The organism is Cryobacterium sp. RTC2.1, assembly GCF_035018685.1.
In the GTDB taxonomy this organism is placed as follows: Bacteria; Actinomycetota; Actinomycetes; order Actinomycetales; family Microbacteriaceae; genus Cryobacterium; species Cryobacterium glucosi.
Genome location: NZ_JASJXJ010000051.1, coordinates 1 through 23,055 on the forward strand (window position 1 = coordinate 1; position 23,055 = coordinate 23,055).

General features: G+C 68.2%; 15 protein-coding genes and 1 tRNA gene. 11 read left to right on the forward strand and 5 right to left on the reverse strand.

Features of this window, described 5'->3' with window-relative positions; translation table 11 throughout:
* Positions 1–65: 65 nt before the first annotated feature.
* Positions 66–1,172, reverse strand: coding sequence for an aminotransferase class V-fold PLP-dependent enzyme (locus QN357_RS08585; protein ID WP_322135592.1), 1,107 nt, complete (start codon positions 1,170–1,172; stop codon positions 66–68).
* Between the two features lie 80 nt (positions 1,173–1,252).
* On the opposite strand from QN357_RS08585, the gene QN357_RS08590 reads away from it, so the two are divergent.
* From QN357_RS08590 to QN357_RS08605, 4 genes are all read left to right on the forward strand, one after another.
* Complete coding sequence (locus tag QN357_RS08590; RefSeq protein WP_322140873.1) at positions 1,253–2,185, forward strand: LysR family transcriptional regulator; 933 nt, start codon at positions 1,253–1,255, stop codon at positions 2,183–2,185.
* Positions 2,186–2,265: 80 nt separating this feature from the next.
* Positions 2,266–3,816, forward strand: coding sequence for a glutamate--tRNA ligase (gltX, locus tag QN357_RS08595; protein WP_322140872.1), 1,551 nt, complete (start codon positions 2,266–2,268; stop codon positions 3,814–3,816).
* A 119-nt stretch (positions 3,817–3,935) separates the two neighbouring features.
* Positions 3,936–4,007 (forward strand) — tRNA-Gln (locus QN357_RS08600).
* 173 nt (positions 4,008–4,180) lie between these two features.
* Positions 4,181–5,179: a DUF5684 domain-containing protein gene (locus QN357_RS08605; RefSeq protein WP_322135594.1), complete on the forward strand. Its 999-nt coding sequence runs from the start codon at positions 4,181–4,183 to the stop codon at positions 5,177–5,179.
* Positions 5,180–5,270: 91 nt separating this feature from the next.
* Here QN357_RS08605 and QN357_RS08610 read toward each other — a convergent pair whose 3' ends face one another.
* The gene (locus QN357_RS08610) at positions 5,271–6,059 is read right to left on the reverse strand and encodes a ParA family protein (protein ID WP_134447403.1); all 789 of its coding nucleotides are present in this window, start codon (positions 6,057–6,059) and stop codon (positions 5,271–5,273) included.
* Between the two features lie 308 nt (positions 6,060–6,367).
* On the opposite strand from QN357_RS08610, the gene QN357_RS08615 reads away from it, so the two are divergent.
* From QN357_RS08615 to QN357_RS08630, 4 genes are read left to right on the forward strand one after another with little or no spacing between them, the layout of a single operon-like run.
* Complete coding sequence (locus tag QN357_RS08615; RefSeq protein ID WP_323504764.1) at positions 6,368–9,457, forward strand: DUF6603 domain-containing protein; 3,090 nt, start codon at positions 6,368–6,370, stop codon at positions 9,455–9,457.
* A gap of 4 nt (positions 9,458–9,461) precedes the next feature.
* On the forward strand, positions 9,462–13,013 hold the full coding sequence (locus QN357_RS08620; protein ID WP_323504765.1) for a hypothetical protein: 3,552 nt from the start codon (positions 9,462–9,464) through the stop codon (positions 13,011–13,013).
* Positions 13,014–13,016: 3 nt separating this feature from the next.
* A complete protein-coding gene (locus QN357_RS08625) occupies positions 13,017–17,546 on the forward strand; it encodes a hypothetical protein (RefSeq protein ID WP_322140869.1) in 4,530 nt (1,509 codons plus the stop codon).
* Entirely contained in the window at positions 17,546–19,318 is a 1,773-nt protein-coding gene (locus tag QN357_RS08630; RefSeq protein ID WP_134447410.1) for a hypothetical protein, read from the forward strand. The genes QN357_RS08625 and QN357_RS08630 overlap by 1 nt, the downstream gene beginning before the upstream one ends.
* 14 nt (positions 19,319–19,332) lie before the next feature.
* Here the strand turns inward: QN357_RS08630 and QN357_RS08635 are convergent, their stop codons facing one another.
* A complete protein-coding gene (locus tag QN357_RS08635; protein WP_134447412.1) occupies positions 19,333–19,791 on the reverse strand; it encodes a MarR family winged helix-turn-helix transcriptional regulator in 459 nt (152 codons plus the stop codon).
* A gap of 160 nt (positions 19,792–19,951) precedes the next feature.
* Here QN357_RS08635 and QN357_RS08640 point away from each other — a divergent pair, with 160 nt between their 5' ends.
* From QN357_RS08640 to QN357_RS08650, 3 genes are all read left to right on the forward strand, one after another.
* Entirely contained in the window at positions 19,952–20,767 is an 816-nt protein-coding gene (locus QN357_RS08640) for a bacteriorhodopsin (protein ID WP_134447413.1), read from the forward strand.
* Between the two features lie 200 nt (positions 20,768–20,967).
* A complete protein-coding gene (locus QN357_RS08645; RefSeq protein WP_134447415.1) occupies positions 20,968–21,234 on the forward strand; it encodes a hypothetical protein in 267 nt (88 codons plus the stop codon).
* Between the two features lie 158 nt (positions 21,235–21,392).
* Positions 21,393–21,719: a DUF805 domain-containing protein gene (locus QN357_RS08650; RefSeq protein WP_134559367.1), complete on the forward strand. Its 327-nt coding sequence runs from the start codon at positions 21,393–21,395 to the stop codon at positions 21,717–21,719.
* Positions 21,720–21,742: 23 nt separating this feature from the next.
* Here QN357_RS08650 and QN357_RS08655 read toward each other — a convergent pair whose 3' ends face one another.
* Both QN357_RS08655 and QN357_RS08660 read right to left on the reverse strand, forming a co-directional pair.
* Entirely contained in the window at positions 21,743–22,192 is a 450-nt protein-coding gene (locus QN357_RS08655; RefSeq protein ID WP_134447419.1) for a universal stress protein, read from the reverse strand.
* A gap of 171 nt (positions 22,193–22,363) precedes the next feature.
* On the reverse strand, positions 22,364–22,978 hold the full coding sequence (locus QN357_RS08660; protein WP_323504766.1) for a right-handed parallel beta-helix repeat-containing protein: 615 nt from the start codon (positions 22,976–22,978) through the stop codon (positions 22,364–22,366).
* Between the last annotated feature and the right edge of the window lie 77 nt (positions 22,979–23,055).

Here is a 23,055-nt window from a genome sequence, read left to right on the forward strand (position 1 = left end):
CCCCCCCCCCCGGCGCGCCCACACCTCACGCGGTGCCGGCGGTCGCGTTGTCAGCGGCTGCGGCGTCAGCGGCCGAGGGCGCGGAGCGCGTCCTGAACGTCGTCGGCATCGTTCCAGAGGTGGAAGGCCACGCGAGCGCGGCCCGCCCGACCGGATGCCGTGAGTCCGGCCGCCGTGAGGCGCGCGAGGTCGGTGCCCGCGGCATCCGCCCACGTCACGGTGGCCTGGCCGGTCTGTTCGGTCGGGTCGATGCCGAGTCCGGCGCGGAAGGCGTCGGCGAGGCCCACGTCGTACCGTCGCACCTCGGCCAGGTCGAGTGTGCCGAAGAACTCGAGGGCGGGTTCCGCACCGACCCAGGTTTGCCACGCCGGCGACACGTCGAAACGACGGGCGTCGGCCGCGAGCCGCATTCCCGGCCCGTAACAGGAGCCCCAGACGTCCTCGCCGGCGTACCAGCCGGCCTGGGCCGGGCGCACGACGGAGCCGAACCCCTCGGCAATCGTGAGGAAAGCCACGCCGCGCGGCGCGCACAACCACTTGTACGCGTGGCAGATCGTGGCGTCGAAGACCGAGGCGTCCACAGGCATCCACCCGGCTGCCTGTGAGGTGTCGCACAGGGTGAAGGTCCCGTGACGGCGCGCAGCGGCGATGATCGCCGTCGTCTCGGCGACAGTGCCCGTCGCGGACTGGACGAGTGACCAGGAGACCAACCAGGTGTTACCCGTGATGCTCTCGGCCAGGTGCGCGAGCGGAACGTGTCGCACAGTGACGCCGCGGTGGGCCTGGTTCAGGAACGGGAAGACCATCGAGCTGAAGTCGCCGTCGACGCAGAGCACCTCCGACCCGTCCGGAACGCTCGCGGCCACGAGGCCCGCGAGCACGGAAGCCTGGGAACCGATTGCCACCCGGCGCACCGGTACCATCACGAGCCGCGCGTAGACGGCACGCACCCGTTCGACGAGCGCGGCGTACCCTGCGGCCGAGGCAGAGCCGCTCGCCCAGGCGTCGAGGTCTGCGCGAAGGGCCGCGACCGTTCCGGCCGTCGGCAGCCCGAGCGTGCAGGCGGCGAGGTACCCGCGCCCGCCGGGGAACTGCGCCCGGGCTGCGGGGATGCCCAGTGGCGGACCGTCGATTCGCGAGCGGGTCGTGTCGGGGGAGGCTGGGCTGGTCATTCCTCCAGCATCCGCCGCTCGCACTCATTCGACAATCGCCAGTGAGTGATAGAAACCATAACCCAGCGTTATCCTTGAGGATGCCTCTCGCCGATTCCGCCCTCGACTCCCATTCGCTGCGCATCGTTCAGGCTCTCGCCGAGCACGGTTCGATCACGGCAGCGGCCCGCGCCCTCGGCTACAGCCAGCCCGCGGTCAGCCAGCAACTCAAGCGCCTCGAGCTGCGGGTGGGACTCGCCCTGGTGGAGCGGGTCGGCCGGGGTGTGCGTCTCACCGAGGCCGGCCGGTTGCTCGCCCGGCACGCCCGTACCGTGACCGGAGCCCTCAACGCCGCCGCAGGTGACCTCGCCGAACTCCAGGGTCTCCGGGCCGGCCGGGTGCGGGTTGCGGCCTTTCCCTCTGCGTCCGCGACGATCGTGCCGCGCCTGCTCGCCGACCTGGGGAGGCGGCATCCGGGGCTGTCGATCACCTATGTCGAAGCCGAACCACCCGAGGCCGTCGCCCTCGTGCGCGAGAACCGCGTCGACCTCGCGATCACGTTCAGCTACCCCGGCGACCTCGTCGACCCGCACCGGGACAGTGCGGAGGGGCTCTCGGTCACGACGCTCGGACGGGACGAGGTGCTGCTCGTGGTTCCGGCCGGCCACCGGTTCGGCGATGCGGAGTCGATCGACCTCGGCGATCTCGCGGGCGAGCGCTGGATCGGCGGCTGCCCGCGCTGCCGCGGGCACCTGCTCGAGCTCTGCGAACGGCGCGGGTTCGTTCCGGACATCTCCTACGAGACCGACAATGTCGCCGCGGTCTTCGGCATGGTCGGCGCCGGTATCGGCGTCGCCGTGCTGCCGACGCTCGCGATCGACTCCGTCGGCGCTCGGTCGGGAGTGCTGATCCGTCCGACCCGGCCGGGAGAGTATCGCACGCTCCATGCCGTCACCGCTGACGGGGCCATTGGCGTGCCGGCGCTGGGGGAGACCCTCCGCGCACTCGCATCGCTCACCGTATCCGCCCGATAGTGCCCCGCACGCACGCAGGCACGCACCTGTCCCCGCGTGCACCCACCGCGTGATCGACGCGCCAAGTAGACTCGATACCGATGTCTGAGACCACTGTGTACCCATTTTCCACCGCGACCGGCACGGATGTTCGCGTACGGTTCTGCCCCTCACCGACCGGAACCCCGCACGTGGGTCTCGTTCGCACGGCCATGTTCAACTGGGCCTACGCGCGGCACACCGGCGGCACCTTCATCTTCCGGATCGAGGACACCGACCCCGCCCGCGACAGCGAGGAAAGCTACCTGCAGCTCAAGGACGCGCTGCGCTGGCTGAAGCTCGACTGGGACGAGGGCGTCGACGCCGGGGGACCGCACGGGCCGTACCGCCAGTCCGAGCGCTACGACATCTACCGGGACGTCGTCGAGCAGCTCAAGGCCTCTGGCCACATTTACGAGAGCTTCGCGACCGGCGAGGAGATCGAGGCGCGCAACGTCTCCCTCGGCCGCGACCCCAAGCAGGGCTACGACAACTTCGAGCGCGACCTCACCGAGGAGCAGCGCGCCGCCTACCGTGCCGAGGGCCGCGCCCCCGCGCTGCGGCTCAAGGTTCCGGACACCGACATCAGCTTCGACGACCTCGTCCGCGGCGAGATCACCTTCCCGGCCGGCTCGTTCAGCGACTTCGTCGTGGTGCGCCCCAACGGGCATCCGCTCTACCCCTTCGTCAACCCGGTCGACGACGCGTTGATGGGCGTCACCCACGTGCTGCGCGGCGAGGACCTGCTGTCCTCGACGCCCCGCCAGATCGCGCTGTACCACGCGCTGATCGAGATCGGCCTGACGACCTTCGTGCCGCGCTTCGGCCACCTGCCCTACGTGATGGGCGACAAGAACAAGAAGCTCTCCAAGCGCGACCCCGAGTCGAACCTGTTCCTGCACCGCGAGCGCGGCTTCATCCCCGAGGGGCTGCTCAACTACCTCTCACTGCTCGGCTGGTCACTCTCCAAGGACCAGGACGTCTTCAGCGTCGACGAGCTCGTCGCCGCCTTCGACGTGGAGAACGTCAACCCGAACCCGGCGCGCTTCGACCTCAAGAAGGCCGAGTCGATCAACGGTGACCACATCCGCCTGCTCGAGCCAGCTGACTTCGCCGCGCGTATCGTGCCCTACCTCGTCTCCGCCGGAGTCGTCGACCTGCCGCTGGGCGACGCCCGCCAGGCCGTGCTCACGGCCGCGGCGCCGCTGATCCAGGAGCGCATCGCGCTGCTCGGCGAGGCGCCGGGCATGCTCGGGTTCCTGTTCGTCACGAGCGACGCGCTCGTGCACGAGGCGGATGCCCTCGCGAGCCTCCCGAAGAATGCCGCCGAGATCCTCGCGGCGTCCGGCACGACCCTCGAGAGCATTCCCGAGGCCGAGTGGACCCACGACCGGGTGCACGAGGCGCTCACCGCTGCGCTCATCGAGGGGCTCGGGCTCAAGCCGCGGGTCGCCTTCGGGCCGTTGCGCGTCGCGATCTCGGGCCGGAAGGTGTCGCCGCCGCTGTTCGAGTCGATGGAGATCCTCGGCCGAGGCGAGTCGCTCGCCCGGCTCGGAGTGCTCTCTGCGGTCGTGGCCGCTGACGCGGCGAGCTCGCCGGTGGTCGCGAGCTGACGGGCGTGAACCGATGATTCGGGGCTCGCAACCCGCCGATGTGGCGCTCAGTTTGGCCAGCATCCGCTCTGTGGGTTAGAGTTACGAGTCGGCCGATCTTCGGAGAGGCCAACGGCCAATGGGGTATGGTGTAATTGGCAACACGACTGATTCTGGTTCAGTTGTTCTTGGTTCGAGTCCAGGTACCCCAGCTTAAAACCCCTGAGTTTCCGCGGAAACCAGGGGTTCTTTTGTTTCCAGGCACAGGTTTTTTTCGCCACAAGTGCCGCTGTGGGTGCCACAACCTCTCGCCAGTCTGGGCTCGGCGACACGCCGGACAATCGGTGCCCGGATCATTGTTCGTCGCGCCCATAGGATCATGTCGATGACGACACGCTCCGGCCCGCTGCGGCCCGCACTTGTGGCACGACGAGCAGTCCTCGGCGGGATGATCGGTGTGCTCGCGCTTCTGGCCCTTTCGGGATGCGCGTGGCCGCAGTCATCTGCAGGGAGCAGCGGGGCGCCCGGTGCTCCCGATCTACACGGTTCTCTGGTCGTCGACACGGAACCGTTCAGCCAGCTCACGCCAGGACAGTGCACGGACATCTCCGCGAATACAGTCGTCTACGACACGGTCGACATCCTTGACTGCGGTTCCCCGCACGGCAGCGAGGTGTACAACACGTTCACCTTCCCTGCCGGCGACTACCCGTCGACGGCTCAGCTGAATTCGGTCGGTGAATCTCGCTGCGGTGCAGCTTTCGATTCCGGCGTGCCCAGCTGGCTGACGTACATCTGGTTCAATCCGACGGAGGAGGAGTGGGCCGTCGGAGACCGGTTTGTCGCCTGTCTCGCGATCGATGCGAACGATCGCGCGCTCTCGGCGCCGCTGGCCACGCTCGCGAGCCAGGGGCCTTTCAGCCGCTTCGATCTGGGCGCTCTCACACCGGCACTGGGCGTGGTCCTCACCGCGACCGCGGGAATCGTGTTCGTGTCGTTCCTCGCGGGCTACCTCCTCCTTGCTGCGTCGCTCGCGACACTGTTCCGCAAGACGGGAATACCCTCCTGGAAGGCGTGGGTTCCCTTCCTGCAGACGTGGACGCTGCTGCGGCTCGGCGGTCAGAGCGGCAATTGGGTGTGGCTGGGGCTTGTGCCCGGCGGCAATGTGGTTTCCTCCGTGTTCGTCTACATCGGCATGTACCGCATTGGGATCGCGTTCCGAAAAGACTCCGGGATGCTCGTGCTCGGCATGTTCCTGCCGTTCGTCTGGGCGATCATCCTTGGCGGCCGTGACGAGCAGTACGCGCCGGAGCTGCTCGCGATGCACGGCTACCCGCCTCCCCTCGAAGGCTATGGCTCGGCCTCTCGACCGGCCCAGTTCTAGCCCCTGGGCATCCCTGCAGACCCGTTTCCTGCGGCCAGAGCGCCAGACCACGGGATAGCGGTCGAATACAGCCTCCCGGCAGGGTCGCGTGTCAATGGGCCTTGGGGTGGCTCTTCTTCGTGGGCTTTGTGGCCGGCTTCGTGAGATGCACCGCTGCGGCGACTGCGGTCCAGAGGTCCTTGTAGGCGCGGGCGGCAGTCGTGTTCGGGGCGAAGGCTGCGACCGGGGCTCGTTCGGCACCCATCCGTTCGACCACGACGGTCGCGGGCACGCTGATCGCAAGCACCTCCGGTCGGGCGCCGTGCAATGATTCGGCTGCGACTCGGTGCCCGGTCTTGCGCCGATCGACCATCGTAAGGAACGCCAGGATGGGTGTGGACTTCGCGGACTCCGTGACGATCGAGACCACCTGGTCGAGCGACCGCAGGGAGAGCGGGGACGGAATCAGCGGAACGACCACGACATCGGCTGCGCGGAGGGCGTTCTCTGCGACGAGGGACGATCCCGGAGGGCAGTCGAGCACGACGACGTCATATTCTCTGGCGACCGACTCGAGTATGCGCCCGAGACGATGTGTCGATTTCTTCGCGGCGTCGAGCACGAGGTCGAGGTCACGGTAGCTGTCATCGGCGGGCAGCACGTCGAGTCGCTCGTATGCCGTGGCCCGAACGGATGCCGTTGCATCTGTCCTGCCCGTGACGAGCGAGTTCACGCCGCCCTTGACCTTGGGCTTGACGTTGAGAACGAAGGTCGCGGCTCCCTGCGGGTCGAGGTCCCAGAGCAGAACACGCGAGTTCCGGGATGCTTCCCATGCGAGGTTCACGGCCGTCGTTGTCTTGCCGACCCCACCCTTGGTGCTGTAGACCGCGATGACCTTCATTCTCCGATAGTACGACGTTGCCATTCGTGCTGACGTGAGGAGGGACGGTGCTCTAGACGCCCGCCCTGCCCCGGGTCTATGCTCTTGCCCAGATCAGTTCTCAGCTCCCGCAACGTCGCGCCACTTGACCACCCCCGGAACAACTGAATTCTCGCGATGCCCGCTGTGTTCGGGCGTCCTCCGCTCGCGCTTCGAGTCTGCACACTCGTCGTTCCGCGCCCGGAGCCGAAACGTCCGCAGCACTGCGGACGGACGCACGAAGCCAGGACTGCAGGCCAGCGCTGCTCCTGAACACAAAGTGGGACACGATGACCGACATCGGAACCGGATTCCTCAACGGGATCGAAGCTTTCGCCAATTCACGCCTCGGCGCCATGAGCGGCACGTCCTTCAAGGACACGGTGCCGTTCCTCGAGTCGATCGTCACCTTCGGCGCCGTCGGCGACGTCAAGCCGACCTTCGAGAAGCTCAAGGCCGACATCAAGGCCGCCGTCGCCCTGGTGGAACCGATTGCCGAGAAGATCAAGAAGCAGACCGAGCTCATCGCCAAGATGGTGAAGGAGTCGGCAGATGACATCGACAAGGACGACTTCAACGTCGATACCGCCGCGAGGGTCGCTGTGCGCATCGGCATGGCCCTCGCCGCGATGGACGAGGCGTTCAACATCGTCGCCAAGGAGCTGGCCAAGAAGGCGGACGGCACCGTCGACGAGACCATCCGTTCCGGCCTGATGGATCTCTGGAACCCGTGGGCGCAACCGTTCAAGAATCTCGGCGCCGGTTCCGGCAAGCTTCTGAACAGCTTCGGGAAGAACGTGCTCGGCGTCGATGACCTGGTGAAGAAGCTCGGCGACAACCTCGCCCTCGACCGCACCGACGGAAAGTTCCTCCTGGCTGCCACATTCCTCCGCTCCGGCCAGGTGAAGCTGGGCGCGATGACGCTCGACCAGGTCACGTTCGAGGCGTTCCTGCAGTTCAGCGACCGCGAGATCGCGAACCCGACGGCCGAGGAGAAGACCAGCCTGCTGGAGCGCGACGGCAAGTGGTTCATCGGCGATGTGGCGATCCTCGGTCTGCGCTTCCGCACGATCCTGCAGCCCGGCCTCACGAGCGACCCCCTGCTGGCGAAGGTCATGCCGGGCTCCGAAGACCCGAAGGCCACGACCCTCACGACGGTCTCGCTCGACACCGGACAGGGGTTCTACATCGGTGACGGCCGCGGTAATGAGAAGGCGGTTCTGCCCACGCGTTTCTCGTTCCCGGGGGTCGAACTGCGCGAGGTGGCGTTCGGGCTCGTGCGCAACCCGGCTCGGGAGGTCACCGGATTCGAACTCACCACGTCGATCGCCGCGAAGCTGGGGGATGTCATCGGGCTGCAGGTCGTCGGCTCCGGTTTCGTGGTGACACCCGAGGGTGAGGCCGAGCAGCAGGCCGTCTTCAACCTCCCCGTCTCGCCTCGCTGGCCGGATGCGATCGGCTTGCGAGTGAAGGCAGGCCCCGTCACGGGAGGCGGGTTCATCCAACGCGTCGAGCGCACCTACAAGGTCGGCGGGCAGGACGTGAAGCGGGTCGAGTTCGGCGGGGTCGTCCAGCTTCAGATCCTCAAGTTCGGCCTGTCGGCCATAGTCATCCTCTCGCCGGACCCGTTCTCCATCGTGCTCGTCATCGGCGTGCGTTTCCCCGTGGCGATCGACCTCAGCATGGGATTCACTCTGAACGGCATCGGTGGCATCCTGGCGCTCAACCGCGGTCTCGACCTCGAAGAGCTCCGCTCCGGGATGAAGGAGCACATCCTCGACAAGATGTTGTTCCCCGACAACCCCGTCGCCGAGGCGCCCAAGCTGCTCGAGAAGGTGGCGCACGTGTTCCCGCCGAAGGACGGCGGCTTCGTCTTCGGCCCGATCGTCGAACTCGGCTGGGGTTCGCAGGCGAAGTTCGTGGAGATGAAGCTCGGCGTGGTGCTCGCGCTTCCCGATCCGATGATCGTCATTCTCGGCTCCCTGCGGGTGCGAGTGCCGACAAAGGAGGCGCCGATCACCGACATCCGCGCCGACGTCTTCGTGGCGATCACCCCCGACTACCTGCTGCTGTTCGCGAGCATGCGCGACTCCACCGTGGCCGGCATCAAGATCTCGGGTGACCTCGGCCTCTGCATCCAGTGGTCGGGCAACGGAGCGTTCGAGTTCTCGGTCGGCGGCTTTCACCCCGAGTACGAGAAGCTGACGGGCGGCAAGCCGAAGCTCGGTGACATGGACAGGGTCACCATCGACCTTTCGCCGTCCAAGGCGATCAGTTTTGTCATCAAGGCGTATTTCGCCATCACGGCGGGCTCGGTCATGCTCGGCGTCGATGGGCGCCTCAACGCCGACTTCTCCGTCATCGTGGCGAAGGCCTGGCTCACGCTCGACATGATCTTCATCTGGGCGCCGCGCTTCGCCTTCAAGATCACCATCGAGGTGGGCGTCGAGGTTGAGCTGCTCGGCTTCACGCTCTGCTCCATCGTCTTCCGCGGCTCGCTCGAGGGGACCAAACCGTTCCGCCTGGCTGGGCACATCAAGGTCGACGTCTGGTTCCTCCCCACCTTCGATGAGGATCTCGGTCCCGTCGAGTGGGGTGAGAAGCCGCCGCCGCTCATCGCCACGGTCGATGCCCTCCAGATCGCCGCAGCGGCGATGAACGAGCCCGACGCCTGGAAAGTACAGTTGCCCGACCACGCCGCGCAACTCGTCACCCTGGCCGAGGTCGACGACGTCGAGGGCCGAATCGGGCATCCGCTGGCCGGAGTCGAGGTGTCGCAGACCCAGGTGCCGTTGGGCGTCAAGATCGCGCGCATCGGCTCGGCATCGGTGAAGGCCGACATGGTGACCATCGGCACTCCGACGGCGACCCCAGACTCCGGGCTCGTCGGCGCCGTCAGCGAGCTCAGGACGGCATTCGCCCCCGGGCAGTTCTTCGCGCTCGAGGGCGAGTCCCTGCTCGCCCGCTCGGGCTTCGAGGACATGACCGGCGGATGCCGCATCGCCGCGGCGACCACCCCGAAGGTCGGAACCCCGACGTCGGCGACCGTGGCGTACCAGACCTACGTGCGCAATCCCGACGAGCCATCTGCGATGATCGAGTTCACGGGGACGTTCGCCACCATCGCGAACTCCTATGCCACGAAGACCAACGTGGGCAGGGCTGTGCGCGAGGTCGGCAATCCGTACACGCAGCCGGCTCCGCCGAACGCCGGTGTCACGGTCTCCGACAAGGGCTCGTCGAGGATCGCGGATGCCGCCACCGGTGCGGCGCTGCTCGCCGGCCTCGGAGAACTGAGCGCCACGCAGGCCGCGCTCGTGACAGCGGCAATCAACACCGAGAGCGCCGCAACTGCGACGCGCATGATCGTGAAGGGGTGACCTGATGGCCGACCTGGATGCCATCGCAGCGAGCGTCGTCGCGCCGCTCGACCGCACGGCCACTCATGTGGTGCGCGACGCCTTCGCCCTGGCGATCGCTCCTGAGGACGACTTCGATGAGAGCGCCGTTGCGATCGAGTCGCTCGAGTTCGCGTCGACGGTCGTCGGCGGCCTCTCCGCAGCGGCGAGCGCTCCGCCCCCCGGCAAGGTGCGTTCCAGCTCCGAGGTGAAGGTTCCCCTGACCGACAGCGCCGGGGGATCGGCATCCGCAGACCTCTCGGTGACCCTGTACGGTCCGGGCGACGTGCGCGGCATCGACCCGGCGCAGATCGTGCGGCGCTTCCCCGCCCCGGGCGTTCGCACAGCCGAGGAGACGGTGCTGGCCCACATCGAATTCGATCGCCCCGAGCTGCCGTGGGCGTTCAGCGCCGCACAGCAGGCTCCGGTCATGCGTCCCTGGCTTACTCTCGTCGTGCTCGAGCGTTCGACGGTCATGCGCGAGCCGGCGTCCAGGACACTGCTCCCCGTGTTCCAGGTGGCGCTCGCGCAATTGCCGACGCTCACTCGCGCCGACCTGTGGGCGCATGCCCAGGTACCGGCCACGACGACAGGGCAGGACCTCTCCGCCCGGTTCTCACCAGCGCACGCTCCCGTCAACCTGTCCCGGGTCATCTCACCGCGCATCCTGAAACAGGACACCGACTACATCGCGGCCCTCGTGCCGACGACCGACGTGGGCGTGCGCGGAGGTCTCGGCCTCGCGGGCGGCACCCTCGACCCGGCCTGGACCAGTTCCTCACCAGACCCGGTGCGACTCCCGGTCTACGACAGCTGGGAGTTCCGCACCGGTCCCGACGGCGACTTCCGCTCGCTCGCGATCAAGCTGCAGGGGATCGCCGCACCCTACGAGGTCGGGCGCAAGTTCATCGACACGTCGCAGCCGGGCAAGCCACTGCGGGCCCTCGGTGCCGACGAGGTCGGGCGCAAGCAGGTGCTGCGTTGTGCCCTGTTCTCGCCGAGCGCGCCGTCAACTCCTGAGCAGCAGATCGCGGAGACGGCGGTCTGGCCCGCCGAAATGGTCGACGGCCTGCGCGCCGAACTCGATCTGCCTGCCGCCATCGAGGGCACGCAGGAGCAGACGGATGGCGTGCCCGACCTGCCCATCATCGGCCCGCGCATCTACGCCAAGCTGCATCGCGGGAGTGCCGTCATCGAGGGCTCCGACTGGTTCGCCGAGCTGAACCTCGCTCCGGTGAAGCGCATCGTGGGCGGGCTTGGAACCCGGGTGGTACAGAGGGACCAGGAGCGTCTGATGCAGTCGGCGTGGGCCCAGCTCGGAGAGGTGGAGGCGGCGAATCGCGCCATCCGCCTGGCACAGCTGGCAGAACTGCTCGCCACCAGGCTCCACGGCAGGATCAGTGAGCTGCAGGCCGGGCACCTGCTGCAGGTCGCCGCTCCTCTCGCCACCCGGATCTCGGTCGCTGCGGGCAGCACGCTGTTCGCCGATGTGGTCCTGAGCTCGACCCCGGTCGCAGCGACGACGAGCGCCTTTCGGCGGGTCACCCGCCCGGCCGGACCGATGATCAGGAGAACGGATGCCGCCTCCCGCGAACGCGCGGGCAACGTCGTGGGAACGGACGCGGGGCTCCGGGACTTCACCCGGGTATACGCGAACCCCGAGGGCATCGGGCGGCTCACGGCCGATGTCGTCGCCCACCTCGACCTGCAGCTCGTCAGTGCGGCGATCGGCGCTCCGATCGACACCATCGGCGGACTGTTGAAGGAGGCGAACGCACGCGTCGAGGGTACGGGCGGCTTCGCCACCTACCTCACCGAGCCGAGCCGCTGGAAGGCCGTCGACACCGGCTTCGACCTGCGCGCGGACCTCGCCACAAGGTGGAGCGAGCGGCTGCTGCGCTCGACATCCGTTCCCGCGATCGAGTCCATCCGTGCCCAGCGCATCGGCCCGCTCGCCGCCGAGCTCTCGCTCTCGAAGGCGACGATCGCCAGCCCGCTGCGCGAACGCCTGAAAGGTACGGCCGTGAACCTGAACGACCGGGTGCTGGTCGACCTCGGCATCGTCGACGTGCACCCTGTCGACGTGCACCCCGTTGACGTGCACCCTGTCGACGTGCACCCTGTCGACGTGCACCCTGTCGACGTGCACCCTGTCGACGTGCACCCTGTCGACGTGCACCCTGTCGACGTGCACCCTGTCGACGTGCACCCCGTCGACGTACACCCCGTTGACGTACACCCCGTTGACGTACACCCTGTCGACCTGCACCCGTTCGAGGTCGGCCCAATCGTCGCACCGTTGAACCCGCGCGCGCCGATCATCAGGAGATCACCCATCGGCGGCGCGGTGGGCCGCCTCCGGCAGGGCGGTGGCGCGGTGCGGGTTCCCCTCGGCGGCGGCGAATTCCGTCGCGTCCCGGTCGAAGGCCACGTGCTCATCGGCGGACGCGGCCTCAGGGTCATCGACGCGCAGCACCTCAAGAAACTCGGCGACATGAGGGACGTGGCCGAACTCGATGCCGGACTGGCCCAGTTCGCAGACCTGGCCGAGGTGAAGCTCACCCCCGCCCTTGATCGCATCAACGAGCTTCCGCTCGACGTGCTGCGCGCCGAGATGACGTCGCTCATCGATCCCGGGGCCCTGCTCACGATCGATGCCGTGCCGCACCGCGACGCCCTGGCCGTCGCATCCGCCGCCATCATCGGGGAGATCGATCCCCGGCACACCGTGCGCTCCTCCCTCGCCGGGAGACTTCACCTCAGCGTTGGCCTCGCGGATCGCTGGTTCGCCCAGCCGCGTATCGCACCGATCATGGCGGCGCCGCGTTTCGACCGGCCGATGTACCGCGCACTCGAGGAGTACGACCGTGAGTGGCTCGTCCCCGGGCTCGGCCTTCTGCCGGCAAACGACTTCGTCACTGTACTCTCCACCAACAGTGAGTTCATGGCGGCGTTCTTCGTCGGCCTGAGCGACGAAATGGGCCGGGAGCTGCTCTGGCGGGGCTACCCGACCGACCAGCGCGGCACCTACTTCCACCGTTTCTGGAACCCGACAGCCGACGAGCTGGCGACACCCATCCACCTGTTCCCGGCGACGCCTCTCGCGGCGCAGATCTCCCTCGGCGGTGGCGACGGCCGTGCCGTGATCGTGGTCAAGAGCGAGCTTGTGCGGCGTTTCCCTGATCTCATCATCCAGGCGGTGAAGAACCAGGGCACTGTGCGTGATCCGGTTTTTGAGAAGGTCGGCTCTCCGCAGCAGACCGCCCCCGTGCTCTTCTCCGAGGTGCTCGATCCCGACATCGCGCTCGTGGGCGTCGACCTCTCCGTCGACGAGCTCGACGGGGAGCAGTGGTGGATCACCATCGCCGAGCATCCCAGCGCCACCCGATTCCAGCGGCCGGCCGACGCCCAGCTGCCGGCCGACCAGAAGCACCTCACCGACACAGCACCGCATTCCGCCGCCTATGCCGAGAAGCACCTGCACCGTCCGGTGCGGGTCGCATTCCAGGCGACGGACCTCATCGTGAGAGAGGCGTAGACCATGCCCGTCGAGACCCCAGCCGTCCTGGCCAGAGTTCGCGAGCGCATCGCCACCCTTGCCGAGAAGCGCCGAACGCTCATCCGGCGGCCGGCCGACCACGTTCGGCGCGGCGAGATCCTCGCGCTCGACGACGACCTGCGCGAGATCATCGGCGGGTTGCGGGACCGCCTCGACCCGTGTGATGCGTCTCCCGAGGTTCCGCTGGTGCTGCTACCCGTCCGCATCGAGAGCAAGCTGACTCCGGGCACTTCGACGCTTCGGGTGCGCATCTCGCCCGACGAGGCGCACATCGACAGCCTGCTGCGCTCGGTGACGGATGCCGAGGTCGCCGCCGGAGCGGCGTACTGGTCGGCCGTCTGGACCGACGTCGCCGATGCGGTCGCCTGGCCCGCACTAAGCGCGGCCGTGGGAGAACGCCGTGCCGGGTGGGTGGCCGAAGTCACGACGCCCACCAACCTCGCCACCCGAGGACAGGGCGCCCCGATCTTCCCTGCATCACCGGAGGAGGTGGCCCACGGCGCCGTGGCCCGCTGCCTTCCCGACCAGTTCGTGGTGCGGGTGTTTCCGAACGGAGCAGCACCGATCACGGTGACCGGTTCGCCGGTGGCGACCGACGTGCCGCTCTCGCCGATCGCGTTCGGCGACGACGAGCTGAGCCAGGTAGCCGGCCTCACCGTGCCGGTCGGCTCGGAGTGGACAGTTGACTTCGAGGCGGCCAAGAAGGCGGGCCTGGGGGTGGAGGTGCAGCTGCCCGGCGGCACCACGCTCATCGACCGCATCGTGGTGGTCGGAACGCGCAACTCGGTCTCTGAGGAGGCCAACGCCGCCGACTTCGTCGACCTCCTCACCAGTCACCGGTTCAGCGACGGTGTCTCCCTGTTGGCCGCCGGAACCGCCACCAACAATGCGGATGCCGAACGCTCGCCCTATCGTCCGGCCGCGAGCGCCGGCGCCCCGCCAGTGGAATCGCGCACGCCGTCGCGGGACGCCATCCTGCTCGCGGCAGCTCTCGGTCTCGACGCCGCATCCGTCGAGCATCTCATCCCCGCCGGACCGGTCTCGACCCTGGACGAGGCTCAGGCCGCCGCCAATACCGCACTCTGGTTCGCGACCTGGGAGCCTGTGCTCGAGCGCCTTGACGACCTCGCCATCCCCGCGGTCACCCCGGGAAGCATCGAGTCGGCCCGGCGCCTGCACCGCGACTACGTGCGCGGAGCGGGGGCGGCCCCCGCGCTGCGCATCGGCGCCCAGCCATACGGCGTGCTGCCGGTCACGGATCTCGACGCCTGGCAGCCGCGCTCCGGCGAGACCACGGCGCAGCTCGTACCTCTTATCCGGCGCACGCTCGCCCGTTGGGTGAGCCGATCACCCGTCGTTCCCCATGTGCGTCCCGGAGGCCAACTCGATGACCAGGACCTGCTCGACATGCTCGGCACCAGCCCTGTGTCCACCGGCGTGCGCGCCCGACCGGCGGTCGACGGCCCTCAGCTCGCGTCCTTCGCCGCCGCGACCGGAGCGGATCCCGCCCAACTGCAGGCCGAGGCTCACCTGCGCACGGCCGTGCTGGCGCAGTTCTCCGTCGATGCCGCCAAGATCCTGCAGACTCCGGCGCCGCACGACGACTCCCGCACCATCGGTCTGCCCCTCGTTTCGGAGCGCGATGCCGACGTCGTGGCCGAGATCCTGGCCGGGACAACACCGAAGGTCGACAGCGTGCTGCAGGCCCTGCTCGACATCGCATGGGACGGCGCCAAGCGACTGAGGTTCCGCGCCGCGCCCCAGGAGTTCGTCGGCCCGCTGATCGACTTCGTGGAGCTCGACCCCGAGATCAGGAGGATCATCACGGTGGCGGCATCCGCCGACGCCGCCGTCGACGATACGGCCCCTGAGCGTTTCTTCGCCGCCGCCGAGCGGGTCGCTGCCGTGCAGCACTTCGACGGCCAGCCGACCGAGCGTGTGAGCATCGCCGCCATCGAACCAGTGGCCGAGGCCCGCACCTCCCTGGCGCAGGTGGCGCTCGACCTCGGCGACACGGCGCAGGCGAGGTGGCTCGGCAGCAGCGCCATTACCGAACTGCTCTACGCCTTCGGCGTGGGCGGCGAGGTTCGCGCCGCCATGATCGCGCTCGCGGCGGCGCCGCTCGACGAGCGTCGCATCGCCGTCGCCTCTGCGCTCGATCTGGCGTCCCATCGAGTCGACGCGTGGGCGACGGGCATCGCGACGGCACGCCGGGCCACCCTGGCGGCCACCGCCCCCGTCGGAATGACCATCGGCGCGTTCGGCTACGTCGAGCAGATCCGTCTTGGAACGAACCGAAGCGATCCGGATGGCTGGATCCACGCGCCCAGCAGCTCGCACGCCGTCGCCGCCGGCGTCCTCGCGAGCGCTCACCGCTCCAACATCGGCGCACTGCCGGGGAAACAACCGTTCGCCATCGACCTGTCGAGTCGGCGCGGCGTCGAGCTCCGGCGCGTGCTCGAAGGGGTCGCGGCCGGGCAGTCGATCGGCGCCCTGCTCGGGTACCAGATCGAACGCGGCCTCGCCGGGACCTCGGCGGCCCGGTTCCAGTTGAGCCTGCGGCAGATCGCGCCTGCGGCCACCGATCAGCTCGGCAACGACGAGGCCCAGGAGGTCGCGGCAGCGCGCGTCGCCGCCGCCGATGTCGTCGACGGCGCAGAACTCCTGCGGCTGTTCCCGCTCGATACGCTCACCGTGGTCAACCCGCCGTTGCGCGCCCGCCTCAGCCGGAAGCCAGACAACGCCTTCGTCGAGAATTGGGACCCCGTGTCGAAGGCTGAGTGGGACCTTCTGGTCGCAGCCATGCGCGGAGCTGCGGCCACACTCGACGCCGTCTCGGATGCCCTTCTGAGTGAGAGCGTCCTGCAGTACTCTTCGGGCAACCCGTCGCGCGCCTCTGCCGCGATGGATGCCATGGCCAGCGGCGCCGCCGTCGATCCAGACCTCGGTATCCTGGGCGTGCGCCAGACCGGTCGCATCCTCACCCACGGCGTGTTCGCGGCCATCCCGGCCGGCGCGACCGGCTGGTCGAGCACCCGCCCGCGCGCGCTCGCCGAACCGAGGCTGGAAGCGTGGGCGGCGCGTCGCCTCGGTGATCCTGCCGGCATCACGGTGACCGAAGCCCCCAACAGTCACACCCTCGCCGAGGCAGGCTGGGCCGCCCTGGACCTGGTCTTCGCGGACGACGCGGCATCACTCGACCGGGAGCTGCGTGCGGCCATACCCGCTCTGGGCGACTCGCCGCTGGCCGACGGGCTGCTGCGCGCCGCCACTCTCGCCGGCAGCCTTCGCTCGCTCGCTGCCGGTGGAACGCCGCTCGGCCCCGACTCCCTCGTGCGCACCGGCGTTGCCCCGGAACGCCGGATCGACACCGACGAGCTGCTCGCGCGTGTGGGCGTTGTGCTCGACGCCCTCGCTGCTGTGCTCGCCTCCGGCCAGGCGGTCATCGCCGCCATCGACTCCGACGGCCTCGCGGTCGAAGAGGATGCCGTGGCCGACGTGATCGACGCCGTGCGCGGGCTCGCGGCCTTCGGCGTCCCCCTGATTCCGGATACTGCGATTCCCGCGAACGTCGCCTGGGCCGTCGGCGCGTGGCAGGCGGCGTTCGCACGCCTGGGTCAGGCACGGGCGACGCTCGTGGCCCTGCGCGACCCGGCGCGCGACGTCCCAGCGACCACCGGCGAGATCGTCGACGCCTGCCGCGCCGTGGCCGAGGGGATCCTCGGCGACGGTTTCCTGCTCCTGCCCCTGCTGACGGAGCCCGCCGGTACCGACTCATTCCACACCGCCATCGTCACGCCGGCCATGAAGAAACAGCCGGCCCATGCACACATCAACGCCTTCCTGCGTGATCACGCGACGGTCCAGGCCGGCGTCGGCCGCCTCGCCGAGGCGCAACTGCTCGGAGGGGCCCTCGGCATCCCGATCCCGCTCCGCATCGTGCAGCTCACCGAGCACGACGACGCCACCGGAGATCCGGCTGCGGGCACGGAGCGCTGGCTGGCCGGGTCTCTCCCCGACGACGTCCCCTGGCCGGCGGCATCCGCGAGCCACCTCGTCGTCGAACTCGTCGGCGGCCATGACGACTTCGCCGGCCCATTTGCCGGACTCGCGATCGACGGCTGGGCCGAGACACTGCCGTTTCAACCAGACCCCAAAGCATTCGATCCAGCTGCGCCGGACAACCCGCTGCGCGCGGCCAGGGCCACCACCGGGCTCGCCGTACACGCCAACCAGGCATCGGCCAGGGCGCCGCAGGTGCTGCTCTCCGCGGTGTCGCCAGACGGCACCAGGTGGACGACCGATTCCGTCGTGGCGACGGTTCTGGAAGCCGTGAAACTGGCCAAGGCCCGGCTGGTGACCTATGAGCACACGCCGGGGGACGCGGCCATCCTGCCCGCCATCTACGTGGCGAGCCCCTGGCTGCAGATCCGCACAGGGCTCCAGTTCACGGAGCTGGCCAAGGTGAAATGGTCCGGGGTCGGCATCCCGTTCCTGTCGGAGGTGAAGTGATGGCCGTCAAGATTCCCATCGACATGATGGTCAGCGCGGTGACCGACCAGAACCTGGCGGGGATCCTGAAGCTGCTGCAGGTTGCCGACCCGCCGGCCATGGTGCGGCTCGAGCCGGACTCGGTCACCGGCGACCCTGCCCCGGGTGCCGAGGCGCGCATCGGCGATGCCGCGTGGATGCTCGGTCGGCAGTGGCAGTTCGGCGAACTCAGCGGCGAGGATGCCGGATCCGTCGTGTCGGTGCACGTGGCGTCGAGCGCGCTGCCGATCACGGCCTGGGCCCCCCTGCCGGGCGCCGCGATCGATCTGGCAGACGCCGACTGGCGGCCGTGGCGCGAGGGGGCGCTTCTCGAGGAGCTCATCCAGGACGTGCCGGAGCTCGCGTTCGGCGACGGCCTGCGACAGCGCGCCGAGGCAGGAGCCCAGCTCGTGGACCTCCTTGCGGACGTCGGCGAAGAAGCGCTCGCACGCACGCTCACGGGTCGCCATCCACTCGCCCTCGACGACGACCCGAACGATCCACTCGGACTCGACGACCCGCAGGCCGCCCGCCTCTTCGTCGTACTCGGCGGCGCCGTTCCCGACGGGGGAACACTCGCCACCGAGCTGCGCGCCGGGGATCCCGGCTGGATCGACGAGGCGACGGATGCCGCGGCCGCACGTTCGGCGATCGCCGAGTGGCTGGCCTGGCTCGGCGGCGAGCCGGATTCCGGGGGCGCCTGGTCGACCGAACGCCTGGAGTACCGATTCGCGCTGCGCTTCGGTGACGAGGCTGACGCCGTGTTCGCCCGGGGCACCCAATTCGGCTCGGCATCCGTACGCTGGAGCGACCTCGAATGGGTCGAGGGCGCCAGCGCCGGGCTGCCGGACGAGGCACCGGCCGGCACCCCCGTCGGCAGCGAGGCGACTATGCTCGCCACTCCGCTGCGGTTCCCCGGCATGCCGGCCGACCGCTACTGGCAGCTCGAGGACGGCGCGGTCGACGTGGGCGCCATCGAGGCGCAGACGAATGACCTCGCACGGCTCTGCCTTGCCGAATTCGCATTGTCCTCGGGTGATGACTGGCTGGCCGTGCCTGTCGACGGCCTGCTCGGCGCGGTCAACAGGGTCGGAACCGTCACCCTGACCGACGACTTCGGCGACGTGGTGACGGTTCCGGAGCTCGCCGATCCCGCGTTCACCATGTTCGGCGTTGCCTCGGCGGCCGGACGGATGCTCCCCGGCATCGTGCTGCCTCCCGTGGCCGTCGGCACACTCGTGGGCGAGGCCCTCGAAGACGTGCTGTTCTTGCGCGACGAGATGGCCAACATGGCCTGGGCCATCGAGAACTCGGTACAGGGGCGAAGCGGGGATCCGCGGCGGCGCGCGAGCGAGCGTCCGCCCGTCCCCGATCCGTGGCCGGAGGGCCTCACCCAGGGGGAGCGGGCGTACAGGTTGCAATCCGTCGTGCCCGCGCACTGGATCCCGCTGGCACCCGTGGCGTTGACGCCCGGTCAGGTATCGCTGCGCAAAGCCGCACTGCTGCGCGACGGAGTTCCCGTCCTGCCGAGGGGAATCACCCTACGTCCAACGCCCCTGACGTTCCCGGGGGAAGAACTGCCGAGGGAGGGCGTGCACCTGCGTGCCGTGCCGGTGCTGGCGCGGCGGGCCGATGGGCGCTACGCGCGGTGGGCGGCTTATCGGGTGCGCACAGGTCGGGGAGAGGCCTCCAGTCGTCTCGCCTGGGACTCGGCTCTGTCGTTCACCGACATGACGCATCCGCCGACAGTGTAGGTTCCGGCCAGGCCTCAGAGCTGTGCCGATCTGATCCGCACCTCAGCGGCTACCGATGCGAGCGCAGCGGTGAACGCTTCGAGCTGCGCGGCGTCCAGTGTCGTGGTGGAGGCCGACAGCATGTCGGTGAAGTCGCGGTGGATCTCGCCCATGACGTCGTGTCCGTGGGGAGTCAGCTCCAGGTAGAGACTGCGGCGATCGCCGGGGTGGTCGATTCGATGAAGCAGGTCGATGTCGACCAGGCGGCGGGAGATCGCTGTCACGGCTCCCGTCGTCATTCCGAGGTGGGTTGCGAGGTCTTTCGGAGTGATGGACCCCATCCGTGCGATCCGGAAGAGCGCACGGAGTTCGGTTCCGGAGACGCCGGCGCGCTCGGCGATGCGGTGGCGGTTGCCGTCGAGGGCGCTCACGAATTCGGTAGCTGCGGCCGGAAAGCCACTGAGCGTGTGCGGGGGCCGTTCCGAGTGGTCCATGTTTCCTCCGGCCTGCGCTGGAGCGAGCCTTGTGTCGTCACGACTGGTGTACCTGATCCTAGCGAAATCGGGCCAAAAAGATGTTGACGATTTAGCTTACTTACTATGTAATTGAAACACTAAGTTATCTCGGGAACGCTGAACTTCTACGGAGTACGCCATGATTCCAGATATCCTCTCGCACGGACAGTACGAGACCGTCTACAACTTCCTGTCGCTCGTCATCGCGGCGCAGCTCTTCACCGCTGTCTTCCTCGTGATCGCCCTGCCTCGTATCCTGCCGCGGTACCGCCAGGCCATCACGGTGGCCATCGTGGTCTGCGGCATCGCCGCCTACCACTACTTCCGCATCTTCGACTCGTTCAAGGCGGCGTTCGTGACCGATGCCGTCGGCGGTACGGGCGACTACTCTCAGGCCGTCGGCGCCGGCTTCAACGAGGGCTACCGCTACGTCGACTGGCTCCTCACCGTTCCGTTGCTCCTCGTCGAGCTCGTCGCCGTACTCGCCCTCGTGCGGTCCGTCCAGTCGGCGCTCCTGCGGAGGCTCGTTCCCGCCGCGGCGCTCATGATCATCCTCGGTTATCCGGGGGAGATCAGCGGCGACAATGGCCTTCGCGGACTGTTCGGTCTGCTGTCAACCATCCCGTTCGCCTACATCCTCTTCGTGCTCTTCGTCCAACTGAGCAAGTCCCTCGACCAGCAGCCGACCGGTGTCCGCAAGATCCTGAGCCAGCTGCGGTTCCTGCTCCTGCTCAGTTGGGGCGTCTACCCGATCGCGTACCTGCTGCCGCTGCTCAACATCTCCGGATCGGATGCCTGGGTCTACAAGCAGGTCGGCTATTCCGTCGCCGATATTCTCGCCAAGGCGGTCTATGCGTTGATCATCTACCAGGTGGCTCGCATCAAGTCCTTCGACGACGACCCCACATTCGCCGGAATCGAGCTTTCGCGGGATGAGGTCGCGACCCGCTCCTGACTCCGTCCTCGGCGATTCACCTGCGGGCATCGCTCGGTTGATGAGGGTGCCCGCACGGTCGCCACGGTGTTATTTGCCTTCGGCGAGGAGCGACACGGGGTTCCACTCGGCCAGCTCGGCGAGACGCTGGTTGAGCAGGTGGGGCACGGCCTGCGTGGCCATCTCGCCGAAGAACACCCGGCGCGGGGCGGTCTAAGCCCGTGGACGAACCGGTGACGAACCATGCGATGGAGCGCATCGTGCGGGGGAGCGCCCAGCTGAACGCTCGCTACCTCGAAAAGATGCAGCGGGTGCAGGAGCTGCTCGTCGGGCGAGTGGTCACCCGGCTCGCCGGGAGCGTGACTGCGAGCGACCCTCGACCTGCGGCCATCGTTCAGGCGGCACGCGTGGCGTGGCTTGAGTCGGATCAGCAGCGGCCATTCGGTGAGTTCCTCGACAACGCCATGGCGGCCTTCAGGATTACCTAGCGCGTGTGATCACGTCCACGTTCGCCTGCACGGCGTTGCGGGCGCCGGCGCCGTGAGCATCGTCAAGATGCGCCACCTCAAGACCCGCTAGCCGGAATCTGGGAGGATGAAAGGACGTCCGGTAGCACCGGCATCCATCTTCTGAGTCAGGAACCCCAATGACCTTCGGCCAAGCGATCTCGTCCGTGTTCAGCCAATACGGCCAGTTCACCGGAGTCGCCCGCCGCTCAGAGTACTGGTGGTGGGTGCTCTTCGTGACGATCGTCGACTTCGCGCTCAGCACCCTGGATTCGACGATCAATCCCACGTCGGCGTTCGGGTTGTTCTCCACGCTCTGGATCGTGGTCATCGTGCTGCCGTTCCTCGCAGTCGCGGTCCGGCGCCTGCGGGATGCGGGCTTCTCCTGGAAATGGCTCTGGTTCCTGTTGCTCCCGATCGTCGGTGTGATCATCCTGATCGTGCTGCTCTGCCGGCCGAGTAGATAGTCACAGGGCCCCGGGCGCTGGTGTCACCCCTGGGACAGCGGGGCGCGCTTCGACCGGACGACGAGCACGGGGCACGCGGCGTGATGCACGAGCTGGTTGGAGACCGACCCCATCAGCAGGCCCGTGAAGCCGCCGCGGCCCCGCGAGCCGACGACGAGGAGACTGGCGGATTCGGCGGCCTCCAGGAGCACGGTGACCGCACTACCGCGCACGATGCGGCCTGTCGCGGTGAGGCCGGCATCGGTCGCGGCTGTGAGAGCCTCGGCCTGGATGCGCTCACAGACCTCTTTGAAGGAGTCTTCTGGAACGATATCTCCCGGGGTCCCCGCCATGATCGGATACGACCACGTCGTGACGATGGTGAGCTCTGCGCTCCGCAGCTTCGCCTCGACGATCGCCCACTCGAGCGCCTTCACTGACGGCTCTGATCCATCCACGCCCACAACAATTTGAAACGCACCGGTGTCACTCATGGGATTCGTCCGCTCTCTCGGCAGGACGGCTCGCCCTGTGTGGCCATCATGCGGCCATTGCGTCGCGCGGTCAATGCGAGGTGCCACTGGGCGGTCGGTCAGTTGCGGAGAAAACACCTCGGTGGGGGTGGGAATGTGTTTTCTCCGCAACTCCGTGCGGAGGCGTGAGACTTACTTGCAACCCTTGTTGGTGAGGCCGCTTCCGGCACCGGAGGTCTTGCAATGCACCACGTTGCCCGCGGTCTTCGAGGCGTTGTTGACCTCGTAGCCGGGGACGCCGCCGGTGACCGTGTTGCCGGCGAAATCGTTCCCGCCGCCCCAGCCGGAGAGCACGGAGTGCACCTGGAACGCGTCCTCGAGGGTCGAGGATCCGGAGTTGCCCGAGACCGAATAGCCGTTACCCTTCACGTCGACCCAGGAATCGGCCGAGTTGTCGCCGGAGTAGCCGGAATGGCGGAAGGTGTTGCCGGTGATGCGTCCGCCGGTCGTGCCTTCCTTGATGTCGATCGCCTCCGCGGGGTTGTCCTCGATCCGGTTGTCCTGGATCAGCACGTTGTCGGACTTGTCCGGGCTGGACGAGGAGCCCATGACAGAACTCCAGTTGCTGTTCGCGCTGCCGACGTAGACGCCTTCGCCATAGCTCGCCGAGGTGAGTCCGGTGTCGTGCACGTAGGAGTTGCGCAGCACGACGTTCGTGCTGCTGTGGCGGACGTGCACACCCTCCTGGCCGATGTGTCCGACGTCGACGCTGGAAATGACCGTGTAGTCGGAATCGTCCAGAACGATTGACGGCGCTCACTGAAATTCCCCAGTTCTGCTCACTGAAATTCCCCACTCCGGGTCGCTTCCGCTCATAGAAGCGG